Below are 16702 nucleotides of genomic sequence, written 5' to 3'. Positions count from 1 at the left end.
ATAATTAGCAAAACGAGATGTCAAAAAGGTAGGGCAAAATGTTACGAATATTTGCTATTTTATTATCTTTTGTCCAAGTTTTCCCAATAGCGTTCCACATTTTCTTTCACCTCCGCAGGCAAAGAAGCATAGTTATCGGAGTAAGTGGTCTTATTATATCCGTCCTCAGCCTCCGCACGCATGCGATAAAACTGGCCCTTGTATAAAATCAGTGCGATACAGCTCAACTGCTTTTCAATGTTTTCTTTTGGGTGCCTGGAATAGATAAATAAGGCATCCAATTTTCCATCTTTATCCGCGTCAAAGAATGCTTTTCTAGATTCCCAAACAGAAGTAATAATACCATCTTCTGAGACAGTCTCTTCCACAATTGGAACCCACATCCCCTCTTTCTTCTGAAATTGCTGAACATAAAGCTTATCCGGATCTGCCCCACGTTCTTCTTTAGAAAAAATAATATAATTATCTTCCTTTGCTGTTTCGATATGTTCTACTTGCAGAACACGCTTTCCTTTATATGGAAAACCTGAAGACTCAAAATTCTTTTTATTTATTGAGATATTTGTAATTTGTCCCCGTGCAATATAACACCCCATAAAAAGTAGAATAAAAAGAGCATATTTTTTCATACATTTTTTCCCTAGTCATCCATCAATGTACTGACAATTATAGAAAATTGCAACATTTTAACATGTATCTTTACATGACTATGATTTGATTCTCCATAAATGTGGTTAAATTTAGTGAACAAACATTCTAGTTATCGCATTGTAAAAGATATGGCAATCTAATGAAACAGGATATTCAAACAATCGAGGATATAAAACTACTCGTAGACCAGTTCTACGAAACTGTGCGCAAAGACAATTTGTTGGGGCCCGTTTTTCAGGAACGTATACAAAACAACTGGGCTAAGCATTTAGAAAAGATGTACAGTTTTTGGCAAACTATCCTGTTAAATGAACATACCTATTTCGGCAGTCCCTTCCCGCCTCATATTACATTACCAATAGATGCACGACATTTCGAACAATGGCTCGAGTTGTTTGAAATGACTGTTAATCGGCTATACAAAGGAGAAAAAGCTGATGAAGCCAAGTGGCGTGCACAGAAAATGGCTCAGATGTTTCAGTTTAAAAAAGAATATTTCACTGCAAATCCCGAAAAGAAACCTTTAATATAACAAGGCTTATTAAGTACTTCTTTCAAGAAAGCAAAGCTATTTTTTAGTCGAAAGTGGAAGTTGGTGACCTATGATCAAGCCATCTATACTATAGGGAAAAGTTTTTATTGTACCCAATAAAAAACATGCAGCTGCTCCAATCCAAACAGAATAATTAAATGTAGATTTGATACCTAAAGACAATGTCATTGTGATGGCAAAAGCTGTTAATAAAACTCCAGACAGAATTGCACTCAAACGTGTTCGATACCCTATTAATAATAAAACAGCCAGAATTACCTCAAATAAGGTAGCCAAAATAGCCATTAAATTCGCCAATGGTGCAGGCATAAAAAAATTCAATTGATTTGCATATTGCACAAAATTGGCCCAATTACCCCACGAAGCATTGGCACTCCCGGGAGGTCCCCAAAGACCAAATCTGTCTGCCACAGCAGATAAAAAAGCTGTTGCAACAGCTACACGTAAAAAAAGTTGACTATACATGGTATTAAATTTAAGATTCAAATGTAAAAGGATAACAATGGTCATAACTTAAACCAGTTTAAGAAATTTGCTGGCTGACATCAAAAATTATAAACTTCTTAGTCTTATAGCTATCATTTCTTACTGGAGAATACCTGTAGTTCTCATGCAAGCCTTCATTCGCTGGTATGTGCGTTCAATGTCATGATCAAGACCTATCGAAAACCTGATCAGCCCATCAGAAATTCCCATTGTAGCGCGTTCTTCCTCAGGTATTTCAGATGACGTTGAACTCCCTGAACAGGAGAATAGTGTTTTGTAAAAACCGAGGCTGACAGCTAAATAGCCCAAATTTTCCGTCTGCATTAATTCCATCAATTCATTGGCCTTGTCAGTTGTACCAACATCGATAGTTAGAATGCCACCATACCCATAATCCTTGTGCATCATAGTTGTCATCAGTTCATGATTTTTATGGGAAGTCAATCCCGGGTAAGAAACTTTAAGTCCATCTTGTTCAAATTTTTCAGCTAAATACAAGGCATTGTAGCTATGCTGTTTTATCCGAATATGCAGGGTTCTGAGATTTTTCAAGATACTGGCAGAACGAAGACTATCCATTGTTGGACCAAGTAACATACTAGCTCCAGTATTTACATTTTTTGTCGCATCTATAAACTCCTGTGTTCCACAATATACGCCACCTACTGTATCACTACTTCCATTAATAAATTTTGTTAAACTGTGAATAACGACATCAGCACCCAAAAGAGCGGGAGAAATAGATAACGGCGAAAATGTATTATCTACTATAAGTTTTATTTTGTACTGCTTACAAATTTTCGAAAGCTTTCTGAGATCAGCAATTTCTAACAAAGGATTGCTTACACTTTCGCAATAAATTACTTTGGTATTGGATTGTATAGCATTTTCTATGGCATTAAAATTATGGATATCCAAAAAGCTGGTTTGAATATTATAAGCTGGAAGAAAATTCTTCAAAAAGGCATATGTACCACCATAAATTGTCCTACTGGAAATGATATGGTCGCCACCTTTGCAAATTTGTAAAAGCACGGTAGTAATAGCTGCCATTCCTGAGGCCGTTACATTTGCTCCGCTTGTATTTTCCATCTTTGCAAGTGCCTCTGCAAGATATAGATTCATTGGAGTTGAATGTCTTGAATACAAATAACACCCCTCTGCATTTCCCTCAAACGTATCAAACATCGTTTTGGCCGACAGAAAGGTATAAGTTGAGCTATCCGAGATTGAAGGGTTTACTCCTCCAAATTCTCCAAAATATTGTAAATCCTGTATTTCATTTGCCGCATTAAAATTTTCCATATTTTTTATTTATAAAATTGAATGATTTAAAGTTTTATTACAACAAATAATTCATATATTAGAAAATAAATCTAATAAACCAATAAAATAGTAAAAAATAAATCTACAATATCCTTCTTTCAAAAAATTAAGCTAGAAAAAATTCTATGGCCTTTGATGAAATCGATAAAAAGCTACTTCTCTATTTGCAAGATGACGCAAAACAAACCACCAAAGAACTATCCTATAAGCTTAATCTTTCGGTGACAGCTACTTATGAACGTGTTCGAAAACTTGAGAATTCAGGGGTTATTTCAAAATACACTGCATTGCTCAATAGGCGAAAAATAGAGCGGGACTTTATGGTGCTGTGTCACGTAAAGTTAACCCAGCATAAAAAAGAATATATATTACAATTTGAACGAGAAGTAATCAGTTTACAAGAGGTCACAGAATGTTATCATGTCAGTGGAAATTATGACTACATTCTAAAAATATATGTTAAAGATATGGAAGATTACCGGAATTTCATGTTGACAAAACTAACAACCCTACAGCATATTGCGAGTACACAGAGTTCTTTTATGATTACTGAAGTTAAAAATACAATGACAGTAACGGTCTAATAAAATCTATACCAACACTCCATTCTTAGATACAATTGGATCTGGAATATTCACTTCACCTGTCATCTGCAATAGATCAATCTCGATCGTCCGGCAAATCGAAAGCATCGGAATATCAAACATTAGGCCACCAAAGGGATTTTCAGTATAATCCCCGACCAGTTCCATCACGATATAAATCCAACCGATGACCACACAAAAAGGAATACTTGTCCAGATTCCCCAGTCTCCTAATTTGGCAAATTCATTGACCAGTCCCAAAGGAAGCAGCAAGATCAGAATAACATTAAACACAAATGCCGTACTAGCGAACTGTCTTGGTGAAGGAAACTTCTTGATTCGCTCCGCCTGTCCCTGTAAATCATAAAACTGATTGAGACAACCCTGCAATTGTGTTTGATTAAAATCGGTAATCAGCTGGTCGTTTTTCAATGTGTTGACATCCTTGGCTTGTTGTGCAATCAGATAAGTCGCAAAGTTTTTATAGGTTGACTGTAATTCAAACTCTTCCGTTGAGAGGTACTTATGTAAAAAGATCGGGGTACGGCTATAATCCGGAAAACCTGCTCGTATCAATCTATGGCGCTTGACATTCATTGCACCAAAATGTTTTTTTAAGCTTACATGTTCCCATTCCGTTGGAACCAGAAGCTGCTCCCGCAGCTGGTACAGCCATGCAATATGACGGTAGGTTATTTTCCTTCTTCTCTCTTCCAAATCGCTCTGAACTCCTTGCTCTGTATCAAAAGCATAGAGCATAGCCACCAATGAACGGCTTGAATTGACAATCCCGCCCCATATTTTTCGGGCTTCCCACAACCTGTCATAAGCCTGGTTATTTTTAAAACCAACATAAAATGCCTCCGCGGTACCGATCAGCGCCACAGGAACCCAAGGAATAATCATCCATTGCCAATTAAAAAAATAATAGATGATCGCTACCAAAGAACACCATCCGGTTAACCAGATCAAGTGTACTCCTGCAAGATTAAAAATCTGTCTGTAATTAAAATACTTCGTTGTGATCATAAAAAGGAAATATTTTATACTCTAACTATACGGTGAAAGTACAACTTAAATTTTAACTGTCCAATACTCTCCTCCTATTTTATAACTTATCAAAAAAACATAAATAATAGTATTAATCAAAACAGTTATATTTATAACAAAAAACCAATTCTTATGAGCTTAAAAACGCTAATAGCTAACACTGTTGAATACAACAATTGGGTCGTTAATAAATATGTTGACTGGCTTGCTACCAAATCGGATGCCCAACTCAATGAAGACGTAGCTTCCAGCTTTCCCACTATTTTAAAAACATTACAACACATCTGGCAAACACAGGAATACTGGTGGACCTTTATTGCTGAAGAGTATAATTTTGATTTTTCATTGACCTTAACTACAAAAGAAGAGACTTTTCATGCACTCAAAAATAGCGCTCAAAAACTACTGCAATATGTGGATAGCTTATCGGAGGAAGACCTAACTAAAAATATAAAAGTAGAATCACCCTGGTTTCAATGTGATTTTTCTAGATACGAATATATCCAACATGTCATTATGCATGGAACATATCACAGAGGACAAATTGTAACTATGGGACGCAATATTGGAATTACAGATGCACCAATGACAGATTATAATTACTGGAATATCTATAAAGATCTAAAATAGGTTGGCCGCTAAATAAGAAATATCAAACTTACTGACTTAGCATACTTTACAAAAATATTTAATTATTTTGAATATACAGTTGGATTTTCAACCTTATCATCCACCTTTTAATCAAACAGCTTTATAGAGAAAACGGCTGTTCAGCTGTTTGATTAAGAATATCAATTTCGCTATTATAAACTCATTTTTTACTATTTTTCCGTTCAATGGTGGCTTTTAACAAAATCTTTTTACTAGCAGCGGGAATATTCCCATTTCCATCAGGTCCAATATTTAATAATAGATTTCCGCCCATATTATTTATCTCCCGTAATTTTTTGTTTATTTCTTCAGATGTTTTCCAATTTTCGTCAGCTTTTTTAAAACCCCAAGAATTATTTAAGGTATAACATGCTTCCCAGTCATGATTTAACATTCCTCCCGGATGTTCTTGTTCAGGTGTTCCAAAATCGCGCTTGAATTTCTCACGCTTAGCGACACGATTGTTAATAATCAATGAAGGTTTTAGTTCCCGTAAATATTGGTATAGATCCTGTCCAGTCTGAAGATCCCACCAATTCACCCAATCTCCATCAAACCAAAGGATATCCGTATCATATTTGACAATGAGTTCTTTTAATTGATTTTTCATGTACTGAATATACACGGCTTTCTGTTCGGGTTTCATCACGACTTGCCCCCAACGCGCCCCTCCATCCTTTCCTTCAGGATTACGCTGCTGCGAATCATGATGCCAGTCAATAATGCTATAATAAGCCCCAAATTGTAAGTCTCGCTTCTTACACGCAGTAGCAAGTTCTTGTACCAAATCACGGCCTTTCAGTGCGGTTGAAGCTATATCAAAGTCTGTATAGGGTGAATCCCACAAACAAAATCCCTCATGGTGCTTGGTGGTAAGAACAATATATTTCATACCAGCATCTTTTGCCAATTGGGCAATGCTATCTGCATTGAATTTGCTTGGGTTCCAATTTTGTAGAAGGTATGCATAACGTTCTTTGGGAATATCTGCACCAGCTTGTATCCATTCGGCATAGCCTTCAACCGGTTTTCCTTCATACTCACCCCCCAGTTGGCTATACAAGCCAAAGTGTATAAACATTCCATATTTAGCCTCTCTAAACCATTTCATTCGTGTGTCAAATGCGGTCTTTGATTCATTGAGATAATTCATCTGTCCCACTGCAACATGACTTAGCCAAAGCATCATCATAGCAAATAACATACATTTTAATTTCATTATATATTGGCTTATGTATAAATTAAAAATTATTCCTCAAAAAATCTATTAACCTTTTCTAAAGTTGCAAAATCAGAACCTGCTGTTGCTGATTTCTAAAAATGGTCAATTTAGGCTGATTTACGTATGGTATCTTTTTCAATATCAACTGGAGATCATTTAAATTATTTATGTTCTCACTCTGATAGTTAAGTATAACATCTCCCGAACGTAATCCTCCTTGATAAAGATTACTTTTCTCTTCAACATTCACAACCAGCACGCCACTTATCGAAGGCAACCCAGCGGCAGATTGTTCACCTAGAGTTTCAACAGATTTAAACAGGCCACCATTCCATTTCCATGTTTCTGATGTTATATTTGTCTCTTTTCGTCGCAATTGGGGTATTTCCGGATGTATTGCACATGCTTTTAATCGAGGGCTAGTTACCCCCATATGTTGCATATCGAAATTTTTAAAACCTTGATTACTCCATCCTTTGAGTCTGAAATCACCGTGAACAGGATCGATAAACTGATAAGTAATTACACGACCGTGTTCTTCAATCCCCTTCGATTGATCTTTTTTCAAATCTTCGTTTTGTTCATAAATCGAATAATCAACCATATCCCCCCAATACTTAACTTGAATGTCTTGATGGGATTGCATCACCAAATTGTCCCGAAAAACATCATGGCTATTCTGAAACCAAACATGTGGATGGAAACCATTGTTGATCATCACATTATTATATACTTTTCTGTAAAAACCTTCTCTTAGTTTCAAACCTCCACTTAAACATAAATTATTATAAATTTCGTAATTCGACGACCCATCATCAAGATCAATATCCCAGCCATGATCGCATCGAAATCTATTATCATGTATTTTAGTTGTCGTCATGGCATCCAGCAGAATAAGTTCAGGGTGTTTTGCAGTGAGTTCATCCATTTTTTTTCGATCAGGGTGCCAAAAACGATCTCTGCCCCAAGAATTAAACGCACCATGATCACTTGTTTCCAATACTGTATTAAAAACATCATTGTATGCTATTTCATGGCCGCCCCAGGTGCCATCACCAATATTGATGCCTGCACGTGGAACATTATAAATAGTATTGTTCAGCACCCGAAGAGATTCTGACATAGAAATCTGAACTCCAGCAACCTGTTTTTCAATTAGACCAATATCATGGATCAGGTTATCGCTTGCTTCACAATCTTTTGGGTAATTAGTAGATTTCGGACCTTTGCTCTTGTCCATTTGGTCCAATGGCACAAACTGGTTGTACTGAAATACTGGCGAACGAACAGCCTGCGAATCCCCAACAAAATTGATTCCGCCACTACCAATTTGTACAATTCGGTTACCACTAATCTTAACTGCACGATTATAATTACTGACAAATATGGCATTACCACCCAGTTCGTAAAAATCATTTTCACTAATGAAACAATGTTCTGCGCCTTCAATTTTAATGGCCCCCTGTCTATAAATGGTCCAGTCGCTACGAAGAAGAGGTTCAGCCGTTTTCATAAAAGTTGGTGCAGTATGTTCAAACTGGATTCTTTGAATTGTCACCCCATATACTGGTTGAATGGTATCACCAGAAATGGATAACAAATTCTCCAGCACAGGAGCCTCAAACTTCATTTCATTGGGATTTGTTCCCTGCTCCGGCATATAATACAAATTAGCCGTTTGTTCATCCAGATACCATTCCGCTGCAGTGTCTAATTCTTCAAATATATTTTCCACAAAACGATATGTTTCATGCATTTTACTGGGACGATTATTTTGCTGTCCGCCTTCCAATAAGATTTTCGAACTACCTTCTTTCCCAACAATTCGGTAATGAAAGCCTCCCCATCGTCCTTGATGTAAGGCATGCACAATTCCACCCGCTGGATGTTTCCAGCCAGCAATACGCTCGGGACTAACAGCATCTGGTGCATACCCATTAAAAGGTAATATACCTGCTTCAAAGTTTGGATAGCGCGCCCTAATTAACTTTTTTTCATCTGCATATAAACTTTGAAAATGTAAGCCAATGGGGACCTTTGCCTTCCATACCCCTTGGCCCATATTTTTCCATTTTAACGTCAATACTCTTGCACCACTTAGAACAACCTGCTCTCCGTCTTCTGCTTTAATAGACAAAGGCTGCGTTTTACTATTGGATATGGTTGCAGAAATCTCAATTGGTTTCTCCAAATGATATTTCCCTCCGGATAGAACTATCTCCGCTCCAATGGGATTATTTGCCTCTCTCCATCTCTTTACGGTATGTATCGCAGCCTCTATCGTCGCAAAAGGACTATTTTTAGAACCCCGGTTATTGTCACTGCCACTAGTACTTACATAGAGCCGTTTAGATTGTATATGCTGTGCCTGTACTGCTGATAGCAATGCACAACACATTCCTAAAGCAAGCCATCTCGCAACAAAGGTTAATTGTATCTTCATCATATTTAGCAGTTCAAATTGGAAATATTACTATCATTCCCATAGCATCTTGCTAAAAATAGTTTATTTTGACACATGTACAAAGGATATCTAACCAGTACCCAATTTATCTGTAATCCTTAAACTAGATTCAGCAATCAATTTTTTGGAACATGCTCTCAACCTATAACAACAGGTAAAAGCATTGCCAATACAATGAAAATAAAACAATTCTGTCAGAGATACAATATTCTTTGGGTTATTCGTTTAGTTCACTACTGATTTTAGGAACTTTACATCTTTTTCATAGATCCTTTTTCCCTCAGATTAATATGCCAGCTAAAAGCTTCCTCTAATAAATGTGGTGTATGCCCCCCTCTCTCACAGGCCCTGTTATAATAGTCAAGAAGCTGTTCTTTATAATCGGGATGAACACAATTATTGATAATAACCTTTGCACGTTCACGAGGTGCCAATCCACGTAAATCTGCCAATCCATAATCCGTCACTAAAATATCGACATCGTGTTCCGTATGATCCACATGAGATACCATAGGCACGATGTGAGAGATCATATCCCCTTTGGAAGCAGCCTGAGTGACGAAAATACTGAGATAAGCATTACGTGCAAAATCACCAGAGCCTCCAATTCCATTCATAATATTAGTACCTGAAGTGTGTGTTGAGTTTACATTACCATAGATATCAAATTCAATCGCAGTATTAATAGCAATAATCCCTAAACGTTTTATCAATCCAGGGGTGTTGGAAATATTCTGGGGACGAAGCACAATTTTATCCCGATATTTATCTAGATGATCAAAGACACGGGAGTAACACGCTGCTGATACAGTGATTGAAGATGCTGAAGCAAAATCTAACTTACCAGCATCAATTAAATCAAATGTACTGTCTTGCAGTACTTCTGAAAACATGGTTAAATTATGAAATTTACTATGTATAAAACCAGTAAGAACTGCATTTGCTACTTTCCCGATACCTGCCTGAAGAGGCATTAAATTTTCAGACAAATGTCCCAAATCCACTTCATTCTCGAAGAAACGCAAAATATGTTGCGCAATAGCCGTTGTCTTGGCATCTGGTTCAGCAATATCTGCAGGGCTATCGAGCTCATTGGTAAAAACAATACCAACAATTTTACTTGGATCCAACGGGATTGTTTTCCGACCAATTTTATTCTCCGGTGCCACAATAGGAATAACATTTCGGCGTGGATAATCTTCGGCCTGGTAAATATCGTGTATTCCTTTAATTGCAATCGGGATTGCAGTATTCACTTCCAAAATCACTTGTTTGGCTAATGCTGCAAAGGTAACTGAATTACCAACCGACGTAGTAGGAATAATACTGCCGTCAGATTCTATTGCTGCAACCTCCAGCACGGCAATATCCACTTGAGGCAGGTTTTTATTATGAAGAAGCTCCGCAGTTTCACTTAAATGCTGGTCAATAAAGAGCACATCGCCTGCATTGATTTTATGGCGAAGTATGCGATCAACTTGAAAAGGCATACGCTTTGACAATGCACCAGCCTCTGCCAACTTTCCATCAGTACCATGCCCTAAAGAGGCTCCTGTAATTAAAGTAACTTTCAATGGTTCAGTTTTAGCTCTTTCGGCCAATGCAGGCAAAACAACCTTACTATCTCCAGCTTTAGTGAAACCGCTTGATCCAACAACCATACCATCTTCGAATAGTCTGGCAGCTGCTTCAGCAGTAATAACTTTATCATGTAAGCTTTGAATTTTAATTCTTTCGTAAGCCATATGGGTATAATTTTATTTTATGCTCGCTAAGTGTAAACTTAAGAAATTGAAACCTATTTATTCCCCTGTTATAAAAGATATTAATCGATCTTGACAATTTCTTAAACAAACAATTTTAACATTTTTTTTTACTGTGAATTTATCCCCCTATGACACAAAATTATTCAATCATGACTAAAAAACCATAAACATCTATATATCAAATAAATAAACATATAGGAAATATAAAAATCAATTTCAAAATTGAAACAGGCATACAATAGCATCTGAATTTCAAGCAATTACAAATCATCCCCATAAATCAAAGTAAGTAAATACTAACTCCCTAGGGCATTAATTATAATTTCTATGTAAGTATACACTTACTTTAAAACAGTAAAGACATGGTCTGACAAAAAAGTCCTACCTTTGCATCGTAGTTTTATAAGACAACATGAGCACTAAAAATACAACCAACGATGCAAAATATGTCAACCGCTATTATATGACGGAGGTTGATTCGTTTGAAGATAGCATCTACTGCCATCATGCCATCATTGCAGAACAACATATTTCGGAACATAGTCATGAAAAAGATCAATTTCTGTACACTGAGGGTGGTGTTGTTTTTATAAAAACTGAAAAAAAATCATATTTTTTACCTGCAAGGCATTATTTATGGATCCCGGGAGGAGTAAAGCACAGTATTCATCCAAGCACTCCAGAGGTTGTTATGCGAAATCTTTACTTTCCAAAGAGTAATAATGATACGGCATTTTATAGTAAAATGGGAATTTATCCAGTAAACGATCTGCTGATCGAACTAATTATGTTTACTAACCGCTGGAATGGAAATATATTTCCCGTTGAAGAACCCAAATACAGCATAGCCACGGCCTTTAAGCTTATTCTTCCAGAACTATCCTTACATGAACTTCCTTTAGCATTACCATATCCAAATCATCAAAAGTTGAAAGATATAGTAATATACTTGGAAGAAAATATTGAAGAAAATGTAAGCTTTAAAAAACTTTCCTATTTATTCAATATCAGCGAAAGAACATTGGCTAGATTATTCCAAAAAGAATTAAACATGTCTTTTATTCAATATTACACTATTCTAAGAATGTTGACTGCTTTGAAATTATTATTGGATGATAAATTGAGCGTGAATGAAGTGGCTTTGAGAGTTGGTTACAACAGTTTACCAACTTTCAGTAATACATTTAATAAAGTTGTAGGCATTCGCCCAAGTGAATATGTCAAACAAAAAGAATTGCTAATTTAAAAATGTTTCCCTAATTTAGGTCAACAAACCTAATTCAGGATGAAATTCAAACATATTATCTGTGCGGCTGGAATTTTACTACTTAGCTGTTCCGCCTTCGGCAATTCTCAGGAAAAAAAACCAAAACCTATTCAGTTATTCAACGGGAAAGATCTTAAAAACTGGACTCCAAAAATTCGAAACCATCAGGTTGGAGATAACTATAAAAACACGTTTCGTGTAGAAGATGGTTTATTAAAAGTAAGATATGATGGTTATGATAACTTTAATTTTCAATATGGCCATTTATTCTATAACAAAGAATTTTCAGCTTATTTATTACGAGTCACCTACCGTTTTGTAGGTGAGCAGGCTCCCGGTGGAGAGGATTGGGCTTGGCGTAATAGTGGAGCTATGTTACATGGACAAGACCCTAAGACAATGGGAGTCGACCAGGATTTTCCCATATCAATCGAAGGCCAGCTCTTAGGTGGTAATGGGAAGGATGAACGAACAACAAGTAATCTCTGTACTCCTGGTACAAATGTTGTTATGGATAATAAATTATTTACGCCACACTGTATCAGTTCCACATCCAAAACTTATGCAGGAGATCAATGGGTAACGGCAGACTTTCTCGTATTAGGCGATTCTTTGGTACAACATATCATTGAAGATAGAGTTGTTTTAGAATATACAAAGCCTCAAATCGGAGGTAGCAATGTAACAGGCTATGATGCTGCTGTAAAAAAAGACGGTCAACTATTGAATAAAGGAACTATTTCACTCCAAAGTGAAAGTCATCCTATTGATTTTAAAAAGGTTGAGTTATATGACTTAGAACCCTATATGAAAGATCCTCATAAATTGAAAAAGGTCATTGCAGAACTGCTCCCCAATTTACAACAGTAAAAATAATCCTACTGCCGGATTGGATAACCAGGCCAAGCGAATAGTAATAAAAAAAGCATCAATGATATGATGCTTTTTTTATTACTATTCGCTTGGAAAGAGAAATCCAAATATATAACATAAAAGAAAAGGGCTACAGCGAGCTGTACCCCTCTATATCTATACGAAAAGCTTATGCTAAACCGTTAACGAACTTTGTTAACTTAGATTTATTATTTGAAGCTTTTTTCTTGTGGATCACATTTTTCTTTGCCAAACGATCAAGCATAGAAATTACGCGTGGTAACAATGTTTTAGCTTCTTCTGCAGAAGTAGTGTGACGTAATTTTTTGATTGCGTTACGCGTAGTTTTTGCTTGGTAACGGTTTCTTAAACGTTTAGTAGCGTTTGCTCTAATTCTTTTGATCGCTGATTTATGATTTGCCATTTTTTTTAGCTAATTTTTATTCAATTTTTTTCTTGTAATTCGGACTGCAAAAATAACACCTTATTTCCAATATTCAAAATCTATTTTATTTTTTAGGTTTAGTATATTTGCGACATGCAAAAATTATCGATGGATGATCTTCAACGTACAGATGTTGAATCGTTTAAAAAGCAAGAAAAAACTCCTATCGCAATCATTCTGGATAACGTACGAAGTATGCATAACGTAGGATCTGCCTTTCGTACAGCCGACGGATTTGCTATTGAAAAAATATTTCTATGTGGTATTACGGGCACACCTCCGCACCGTGAGATCGAAAAGACAGCATTGGGAGCAACCCATTCAGTATCTTGGGAATATCATGAAGAAACAGCTACAGTTGTTGACCAATTAAAGGCAGATGGTTATACAATAGTTGCTATAGAGCAAGCTGAAGATAGTGTGATGTTACATCATTTCCAGCCTACTGTTGATAAAAAGTATGCCTTGATTTTTGGGAATGAAGTCAATGGCGTGGATGAGGAGATAATGAAAAAAATTGATACCTGCATAGAAATCCCTCAATACGGGACCAAACACTCCTTCAATGTATCTGTCGCAATAGGCATTATTCTTTGGGATTTTATCCAAAAACGCAATCTGAATTAAAAATTTATCAATAAAGGTCACATTCCTATTCACATTGCTTCCATTTTAGAAAGCAAAATAGTAGATTTGTGTGCAAAATTTAAAGAAGAAATGAGTGTATTAGTTAATAAAGATTCAAAAGTAATCGTTCAAGGTTTCACTGGAAACGAAGGTACTTATCATGCTACTCAAATGATTGAGTACGGAACAAATGTAGTTGGTGGTGTAACTCCTGGAAAAGGTGGTCAACAACACTTAGACCGTCCTGTATTCAATACTGTTCAAGATGCAGTAGATACTACAGGAGCTAATGTTTCTATTATTTTTGTACCTCCAGCATTTGCTGCAGATGCGATCATGGAAGCTGCAGCAGCTGGTATCGAAGTCATTGTATGTATCACTGAAGGAATTCCTACAAAAGACATGATCCAAGTAAAATCTTACTTAAGCGACAAAAAATCCCGTCTGATTGGACCAAACTGTCCTGGTATCATCACAGCAGGTGAAGCTAAAATTGGTATCATGCCAGGTTTTATCTTCAAAAAAGGTAGTGTAGGTGTTGTTTCCAAATCAGGAACTTTAACATACGAAGCTGTAGATCAAACAGTAAAAGCTGGATTAGGAATCACAACAGCTATCGGAATCGGTGGTGACCCTATCATCGGTACGACAACTAAAGAAGCAGTAGAATTATTGATGAATGATCCTGAAACTGAAGCTATCATCATGATCGGTGAAATCGGCGGAGGAATGGAAGCTGAAGCTGCTCGCTGGATTAAAGAACATGGTACTAAACCTGTTGTAGGATTTATCGCTGGTCAGACAGCGCCTCCAGGACGTCGTATGGGCCACGCTGGTGCAATTGTAGGCGGTGCAGATGATACTGCAGCAGCAAAAATGAAAATTATGCGTGAATGCGGCATTCGTGTAGTAGAATCTCCTGCTGAAATTGGCAAAGCTATCGCTGAAGAACTAGCTAAATAGTTAGTCTCATCTTAATAAAGAAATAAAGGGGATCAAAATTAATTGGTCCCCTTTATTTTTACCCTCTCTATTTGCTAGAAAGCCTATAATTCCATTGCCCTTTAGAATGGCCATTTTTCATCCGCAGAAGGTCCATATAAACCTGGTACTGCAATATCAAGTAGCCGTAAGTATACGGTCAATTGCCCACGATGATGGACGATATGATTGTTAATAATAAAACGTATGGCACCTGCCCGTGGTAGACGAGAGATCTCATAATCTCCAGATTTCAAAACCCAGTCTTTAAACCAATCTTCATCAGATAAAGATTCTATAGCTACTTTGTTTGCTTCTACGCCGTCAGATAGGACTCTCTTCAACTCTGCTACTGAAGATACCTTCAGTGGTTGATAATCTACCTTAAAATCAAATACCTCTTTTGGTATCGCTTTGGAAACCCAATTGTGTAACTCAACTACATGTGCAGCGAGCTCACCCAGACTCATCGACTTTTCATGTGGGCGCCAATCTAGTTTTTCATCTGGTATCCGATCTAAAATGCGTTTAGTATTTTTTGTTTCATGATCCAGCTCGATCAAATAGCTTTTTTTAATACTCATATAAAATATATTATTTCATTAATTGAAAATCCTTTAATACAGTAACTTTAAATGGAGATGCCACTGCCCGATGCGCTGCTTTCCTTGCAATCTGGCCTTCCACATATGTTACTTTAAGTGGTAAGAAGGTATTATTTAAAATGTTCTCACGAAATAAAGCTTCATACCAAGCACATGCAGCAACAAAACGCCCATAGTTTAAATCCAGATGATATCCATCGCGAGTAAAATGATCACCTAGAAAACTAGAACGAGCATTTTGAATAGCCGTGCCTGATGGTACCAGTACATCAAAGTTTCCCCAATTAAAAACTTCCTTCGAAGTATTTACAATTGCTGCATACATAGTGTCCTGATTTCGATTATACTTCAAGAATCCTTCATGAGATGAGCCATTTTGATATGCCCAGGTCTGGTGTAAAATATATTTCGTACTTGGATATTTAACATTCTTTGTGACATAATCATACAAAAGCGGTAAATCCTTTGCATAAGAACCATAATCACCGGACAATGGACTTGCTTGTTGAAAACTAATATAGTCCCACTCCTCATCCTTTAATGCCTGTGACAATCGTTCATTATTCCTTTCAGACATCTTTCCCTCCAGATTGATCTTACGATAGCGATAAGCAGGTTTATCCGCTTTAGCATTTGCGACATGCAGGCTTAATGGCGCTCCGCCAATATAAAGATTACCAATGATTATCTTTTTTTTTCCAGCTTTTGCCAGGTCATACAGATTTTGCTCAATAGCATCTTCTGAAAAGCTGTTTCCTATGGCCAAAATTTTTAAAACACCATCATCTAAGGGCTCACTTTGTGCATAAGATCTAGTTCCTCTAAAAAGGAATACTATTAAAATACTAAATAAGAATATTTGCTTCAATTTCATCATCTCGACATTACAATATCAACTAAATTAGAGAATATCTTGTAGAAATGCTAATGACAAAAAAATAAAAGAGAAGATCACTTTGGTATCTCAAACTCAATTCAGATCCATTAACGAAAATACCTATACCGGGATAGTGCTACTGCTAATACAGGCCACCAGTTCATCCCTGTCCACTGCTCCACTGGCACTGCCCCCAAATCAAAACTATCCAAACGCAAGAAGCCCTTGACTGTTTCCAGCAAGGGCTTCCGTGTAAAAAAAGGCACCGACCTAC

Annotated in this window: 17 protein-coding genes; 7 read left to right on the top strand and 10 right to left on the bottom strand. The window is 36.7% G+C overall.

Features of this window, described 5'->3' with window-relative positions; all coding sequences use genetic code 11:
• Positions 1-62 precede the first annotated feature (62 nt).
• A complete protein-coding gene (locus HX021_RS20020) occupies positions 63-629 on the bottom strand; it encodes a hypothetical protein (protein WP_286592370.1) in 567 nt (188 codons plus the stop codon).
• 161 nt (positions 630-790) lie between these two features.
• Here HX021_RS20020 and HX021_RS20015 point away from each other — a divergent pair, with 161 nt between their 5' ends.
• Positions 791-1183 carry a group III truncated hemoglobin gene (locus HX021_RS20015; protein WP_286592368.1) on the top strand — a complete coding sequence of 131 codons (393 nt, stop codon included), beginning with the start codon at positions 791-793 and terminating at the stop codon, positions 1181-1183.
• A gap of 36 nt (positions 1184-1219) precedes the next feature.
• Here the strand turns inward: HX021_RS20015 and HX021_RS20010 are convergent, their stop codons facing one another.
• Together HX021_RS20010 and HX021_RS20005 are read right to left on the bottom strand one after the other, a co-directional pair.
• Complete coding sequence (locus HX021_RS20010) at positions 1220-1714, bottom strand: DoxX family protein (protein WP_286592366.1); 495 nt, start codon at positions 1712-1714, stop codon at positions 1220-1222.
• Positions 1715-1789: 75 nt separating this feature from the next.
• On the bottom strand, positions 1790-2995 hold the full coding sequence (locus HX021_RS20005; protein ID WP_286592365.1) for an aminotransferase class I/II-fold pyridoxal phosphate-dependent enzyme: 1206 nt from the start codon (positions 2993-2995) through the stop codon (positions 1790-1792).
• A 146-nt stretch (positions 2996-3141) separates the two neighbouring features.
• Between HX021_RS20005 and HX021_RS20000 the strand changes: the two genes are divergently transcribed.
• Positions 3142-3600, top strand: coding sequence for an Lrp/AsnC family transcriptional regulator (locus HX021_RS20000; protein WP_286592363.1), 459 nt, complete (start codon positions 3142-3144; stop codon positions 3598-3600).
• A 6-nt stretch (positions 3601-3606) separates the two neighbouring features.
• On the opposite strand, the gene HX021_RS19995 is transcribed toward HX021_RS20000, so the two are convergent.
• A complete protein-coding gene (locus HX021_RS19995; protein ID WP_286592362.1) occupies positions 3607-4629 on the bottom strand; it encodes a bestrophin family protein in 1023 nt (340 codons plus the stop codon).
• A 153-nt stretch (positions 4630-4782) separates the two neighbouring features.
• Between HX021_RS19995 and HX021_RS19990 the strand changes: the two genes are divergently transcribed.
• Entirely contained in the window at positions 4783-5280 is a 498-nt protein-coding gene (locus HX021_RS19990) for a DinB family protein (protein WP_286592361.1), read from the top strand.
• Positions 5281-5461: 181 nt separating this feature from the next.
• Here HX021_RS19990 and HX021_RS19985 read toward each other — a convergent pair whose 3' ends face one another.
• The 3 genes from HX021_RS19985 to scpC all read right to left on the bottom strand — a co-directional run bounded on the left by HX021_RS19985 (position 5462) and on the right by scpC (position 10732).
• Positions 5462-6520: an alpha-L-fucosidase gene (locus HX021_RS19985; protein WP_286592360.1), complete on the bottom strand. Its 1059-nt coding sequence runs from the start codon at positions 6518-6520 to the stop codon at positions 5462-5464.
• 58 nt (positions 6521-6578) lie between these two features.
• Positions 6579-8969, bottom strand: a complete 2391-nt coding sequence (locus HX021_RS19980) for a PDZ domain-containing protein (protein ID WP_286592359.1) — start codon at positions 8967-8969, stop codon at positions 6579-6581.
• Positions 8970-9238: 269 nt separating this feature from the next.
• On the bottom strand, positions 9239-10732 hold the full coding sequence (gene scpC, locus HX021_RS19975) for a succinyl-CoA:acetate CoA-transferase ScpC (RefSeq protein ID WP_286592358.1): 1494 nt from the start codon (positions 10730-10732) through the stop codon (positions 9239-9241).
• A 433-nt stretch (positions 10733-11165) separates the two neighbouring features.
• Here scpC and HX021_RS19970 point away from each other — a divergent pair, with 433 nt between their 5' ends.
• Entirely contained in the window at positions 11166-11999 is an 834-nt protein-coding gene (locus HX021_RS19970; protein WP_286592357.1) for an AraC family transcriptional regulator, read from the top strand.
• Between the two features lie 39 nt (positions 12000-12038).
• Entirely contained in the window at positions 12039-12890 is an 852-nt protein-coding gene (locus HX021_RS19965; RefSeq protein ID WP_286592356.1) for a 3-keto-disaccharide hydrolase, read from the top strand.
• A gap of 172 nt (positions 12891-13062) precedes the next feature.
• Here HX021_RS19965 and rpsT read toward each other — a convergent pair whose 3' ends face one another.
• Positions 13063-13317, bottom strand: a complete 255-nt coding sequence (gene rpsT / locus HX021_RS19960) for a 30S ribosomal protein S20 (protein WP_046671646.1) — start codon at positions 13315-13317, stop codon at positions 13063-13065.
• Positions 13318-13431: 114 nt separating this feature from the next.
• On the opposite strand from rpsT, the gene HX021_RS19955 reads away from it, so the two are divergent.
• A complete protein-coding gene (locus HX021_RS19955) occupies positions 13432-13965 on the top strand; it encodes an RNA methyltransferase (RefSeq protein WP_286592355.1) in 534 nt (177 codons plus the stop codon).
• 90 nt (positions 13966-14055) lie between these two features.
• Positions 14056-14928, top strand: a complete 873-nt coding sequence (gene sucD / locus HX021_RS19950; protein WP_286592354.1) for a succinate--CoA ligase subunit alpha — start codon at positions 14056-14058, stop codon at positions 14926-14928.
• 101 nt (positions 14929-15029) lie between these two features.
• Here sucD and HX021_RS19945 read toward each other — a convergent pair whose 3' ends face one another.
• Together HX021_RS19945 and HX021_RS19940 are read right to left on the bottom strand one after the other, a co-directional pair.
• A complete protein-coding gene (locus HX021_RS19945) occupies positions 15030-15530 on the bottom strand; it encodes a DinB family protein (RefSeq protein WP_286592353.1) in 501 nt (166 codons plus the stop codon).
• Positions 15531-15540: 10 nt separating this feature from the next.
• Positions 15541-16428: a DUF4886 domain-containing protein gene (locus HX021_RS19940; RefSeq protein ID WP_286592352.1), complete on the bottom strand. Its 888-nt coding sequence runs from the start codon at positions 16426-16428 to the stop codon at positions 15541-15543.
• Positions 16429-16702: the final 274 nt, after the last annotated feature.

This window comes from Sphingobacterium sp. N143 (assembly GCF_030325625.1).
GTDB lineage: Bacteria > Bacteroidota > Bacteroidia > Sphingobacteriales > Sphingobacteriaceae > Sphingobacterium.
This window is presented reverse-complemented; position numbering and strand designations above follow the sequence as displayed.

What these genes read in the sequence shown, in the direction of transcription:
- HX021_RS20020 (WP_286592370.1), bottom strand. Translation starts at nt 629, where the DNA reads ATGAAAAAATATGCTCTTTTTATTCTACTTTTTATGGGGTGTTATATT.
- HX021_RS20015 (WP_286592368.1), top strand. Translation starts at nt 791, where the DNA reads ATGAAACAGGATATTCAAACAATCGAGGATATAAAACTACTCGTAGAC.
- HX021_RS20010 (WP_286592366.1), bottom strand. Translation starts at nt 1,714, where the DNA reads ATGACCATTGTTATCCTTTTACATTTGAATCTTAAATTTAATACCATG.
- HX021_RS20005 (WP_286592365.1), bottom strand. Translation starts at nt 2,995, where the DNA reads ATGGAAAATTTTAATGCGGCAAATGAAATACAGGATTTACAATATTTT.
- HX021_RS20000 (WP_286592363.1), top strand. Translation starts at nt 3,142, where the DNA reads ATGGCCTTTGATGAAATCGATAAAAAGCTACTTCTCTATTTGCAAGAT.
- HX021_RS19995 (WP_286592362.1), bottom strand. Translation starts at nt 4,629, where the DNA reads ATGATCACAACGAAGTATTTTAATTACAGACAGATTTTTAATCTTGCA.
- HX021_RS19990 (WP_286592361.1), top strand. Translation starts at nt 4,783, where the DNA reads ATGAGCTTAAAAACGCTAATAGCTAACACTGTTGAATACAACAATTGG.
- HX021_RS19985 (WP_286592360.1), bottom strand. Translation starts at nt 6,520, where the DNA reads ATGAAATTAAAATGTATGTTATTTGCTATGATGATGCTTTGGCTAAGT.
- HX021_RS19980 (WP_286592359.1), bottom strand. Translation starts at nt 8,969, where the DNA reads ATGATGAAGATACAATTAACCTTTGTTGCGAGATGGCTTGCTTTAGGA.
- scpC (WP_286592358.1), bottom strand. Translation starts at nt 10,732, where the DNA reads ATGGCTTACGAAAGAATTAAAATTCAAAGCTTACATGATAAAGTTATT.
- HX021_RS19970 (WP_286592357.1), top strand. Translation starts at nt 11,166, where the DNA reads ATGAGCACTAAAAATACAACCAACGATGCAAAATATGTCAACCGCTAT.
- HX021_RS19965 (WP_286592356.1), top strand. Translation starts at nt 12,039, where the DNA reads ATGAAATTCAAACATATTATCTGTGCGGCTGGAATTTTACTACTTAGC.
- rpsT (WP_046671646.1), bottom strand. Translation starts at nt 13,317, where the DNA reads ATGGCAAATCATAAATCAGCGATCAAAAGAATTAGAGCAAACGCTACT.
- HX021_RS19955 (WP_286592355.1), top strand. Translation starts at nt 13,432, where the DNA reads ATGCAAAAATTATCGATGGATGATCTTCAACGTACAGATGTTGAATCG.
- sucD (WP_286592354.1), top strand. Translation starts at nt 14,056, where the DNA reads ATGAGTGTATTAGTTAATAAAGATTCAAAAGTAATCGTTCAAGGTTTC.
- HX021_RS19945 (WP_286592353.1), bottom strand. Translation starts at nt 15,530, where the DNA reads ATGAGTATTAAAAAAAGCTATTTGATCGAGCTGGATCATGAAACAAAA.
- HX021_RS19940 (WP_286592352.1), bottom strand. Translation starts at nt 16,428, where the DNA reads ATGATGAAATTGAAGCAAATATTCTTATTTAGTATTTTAATAGTATTC.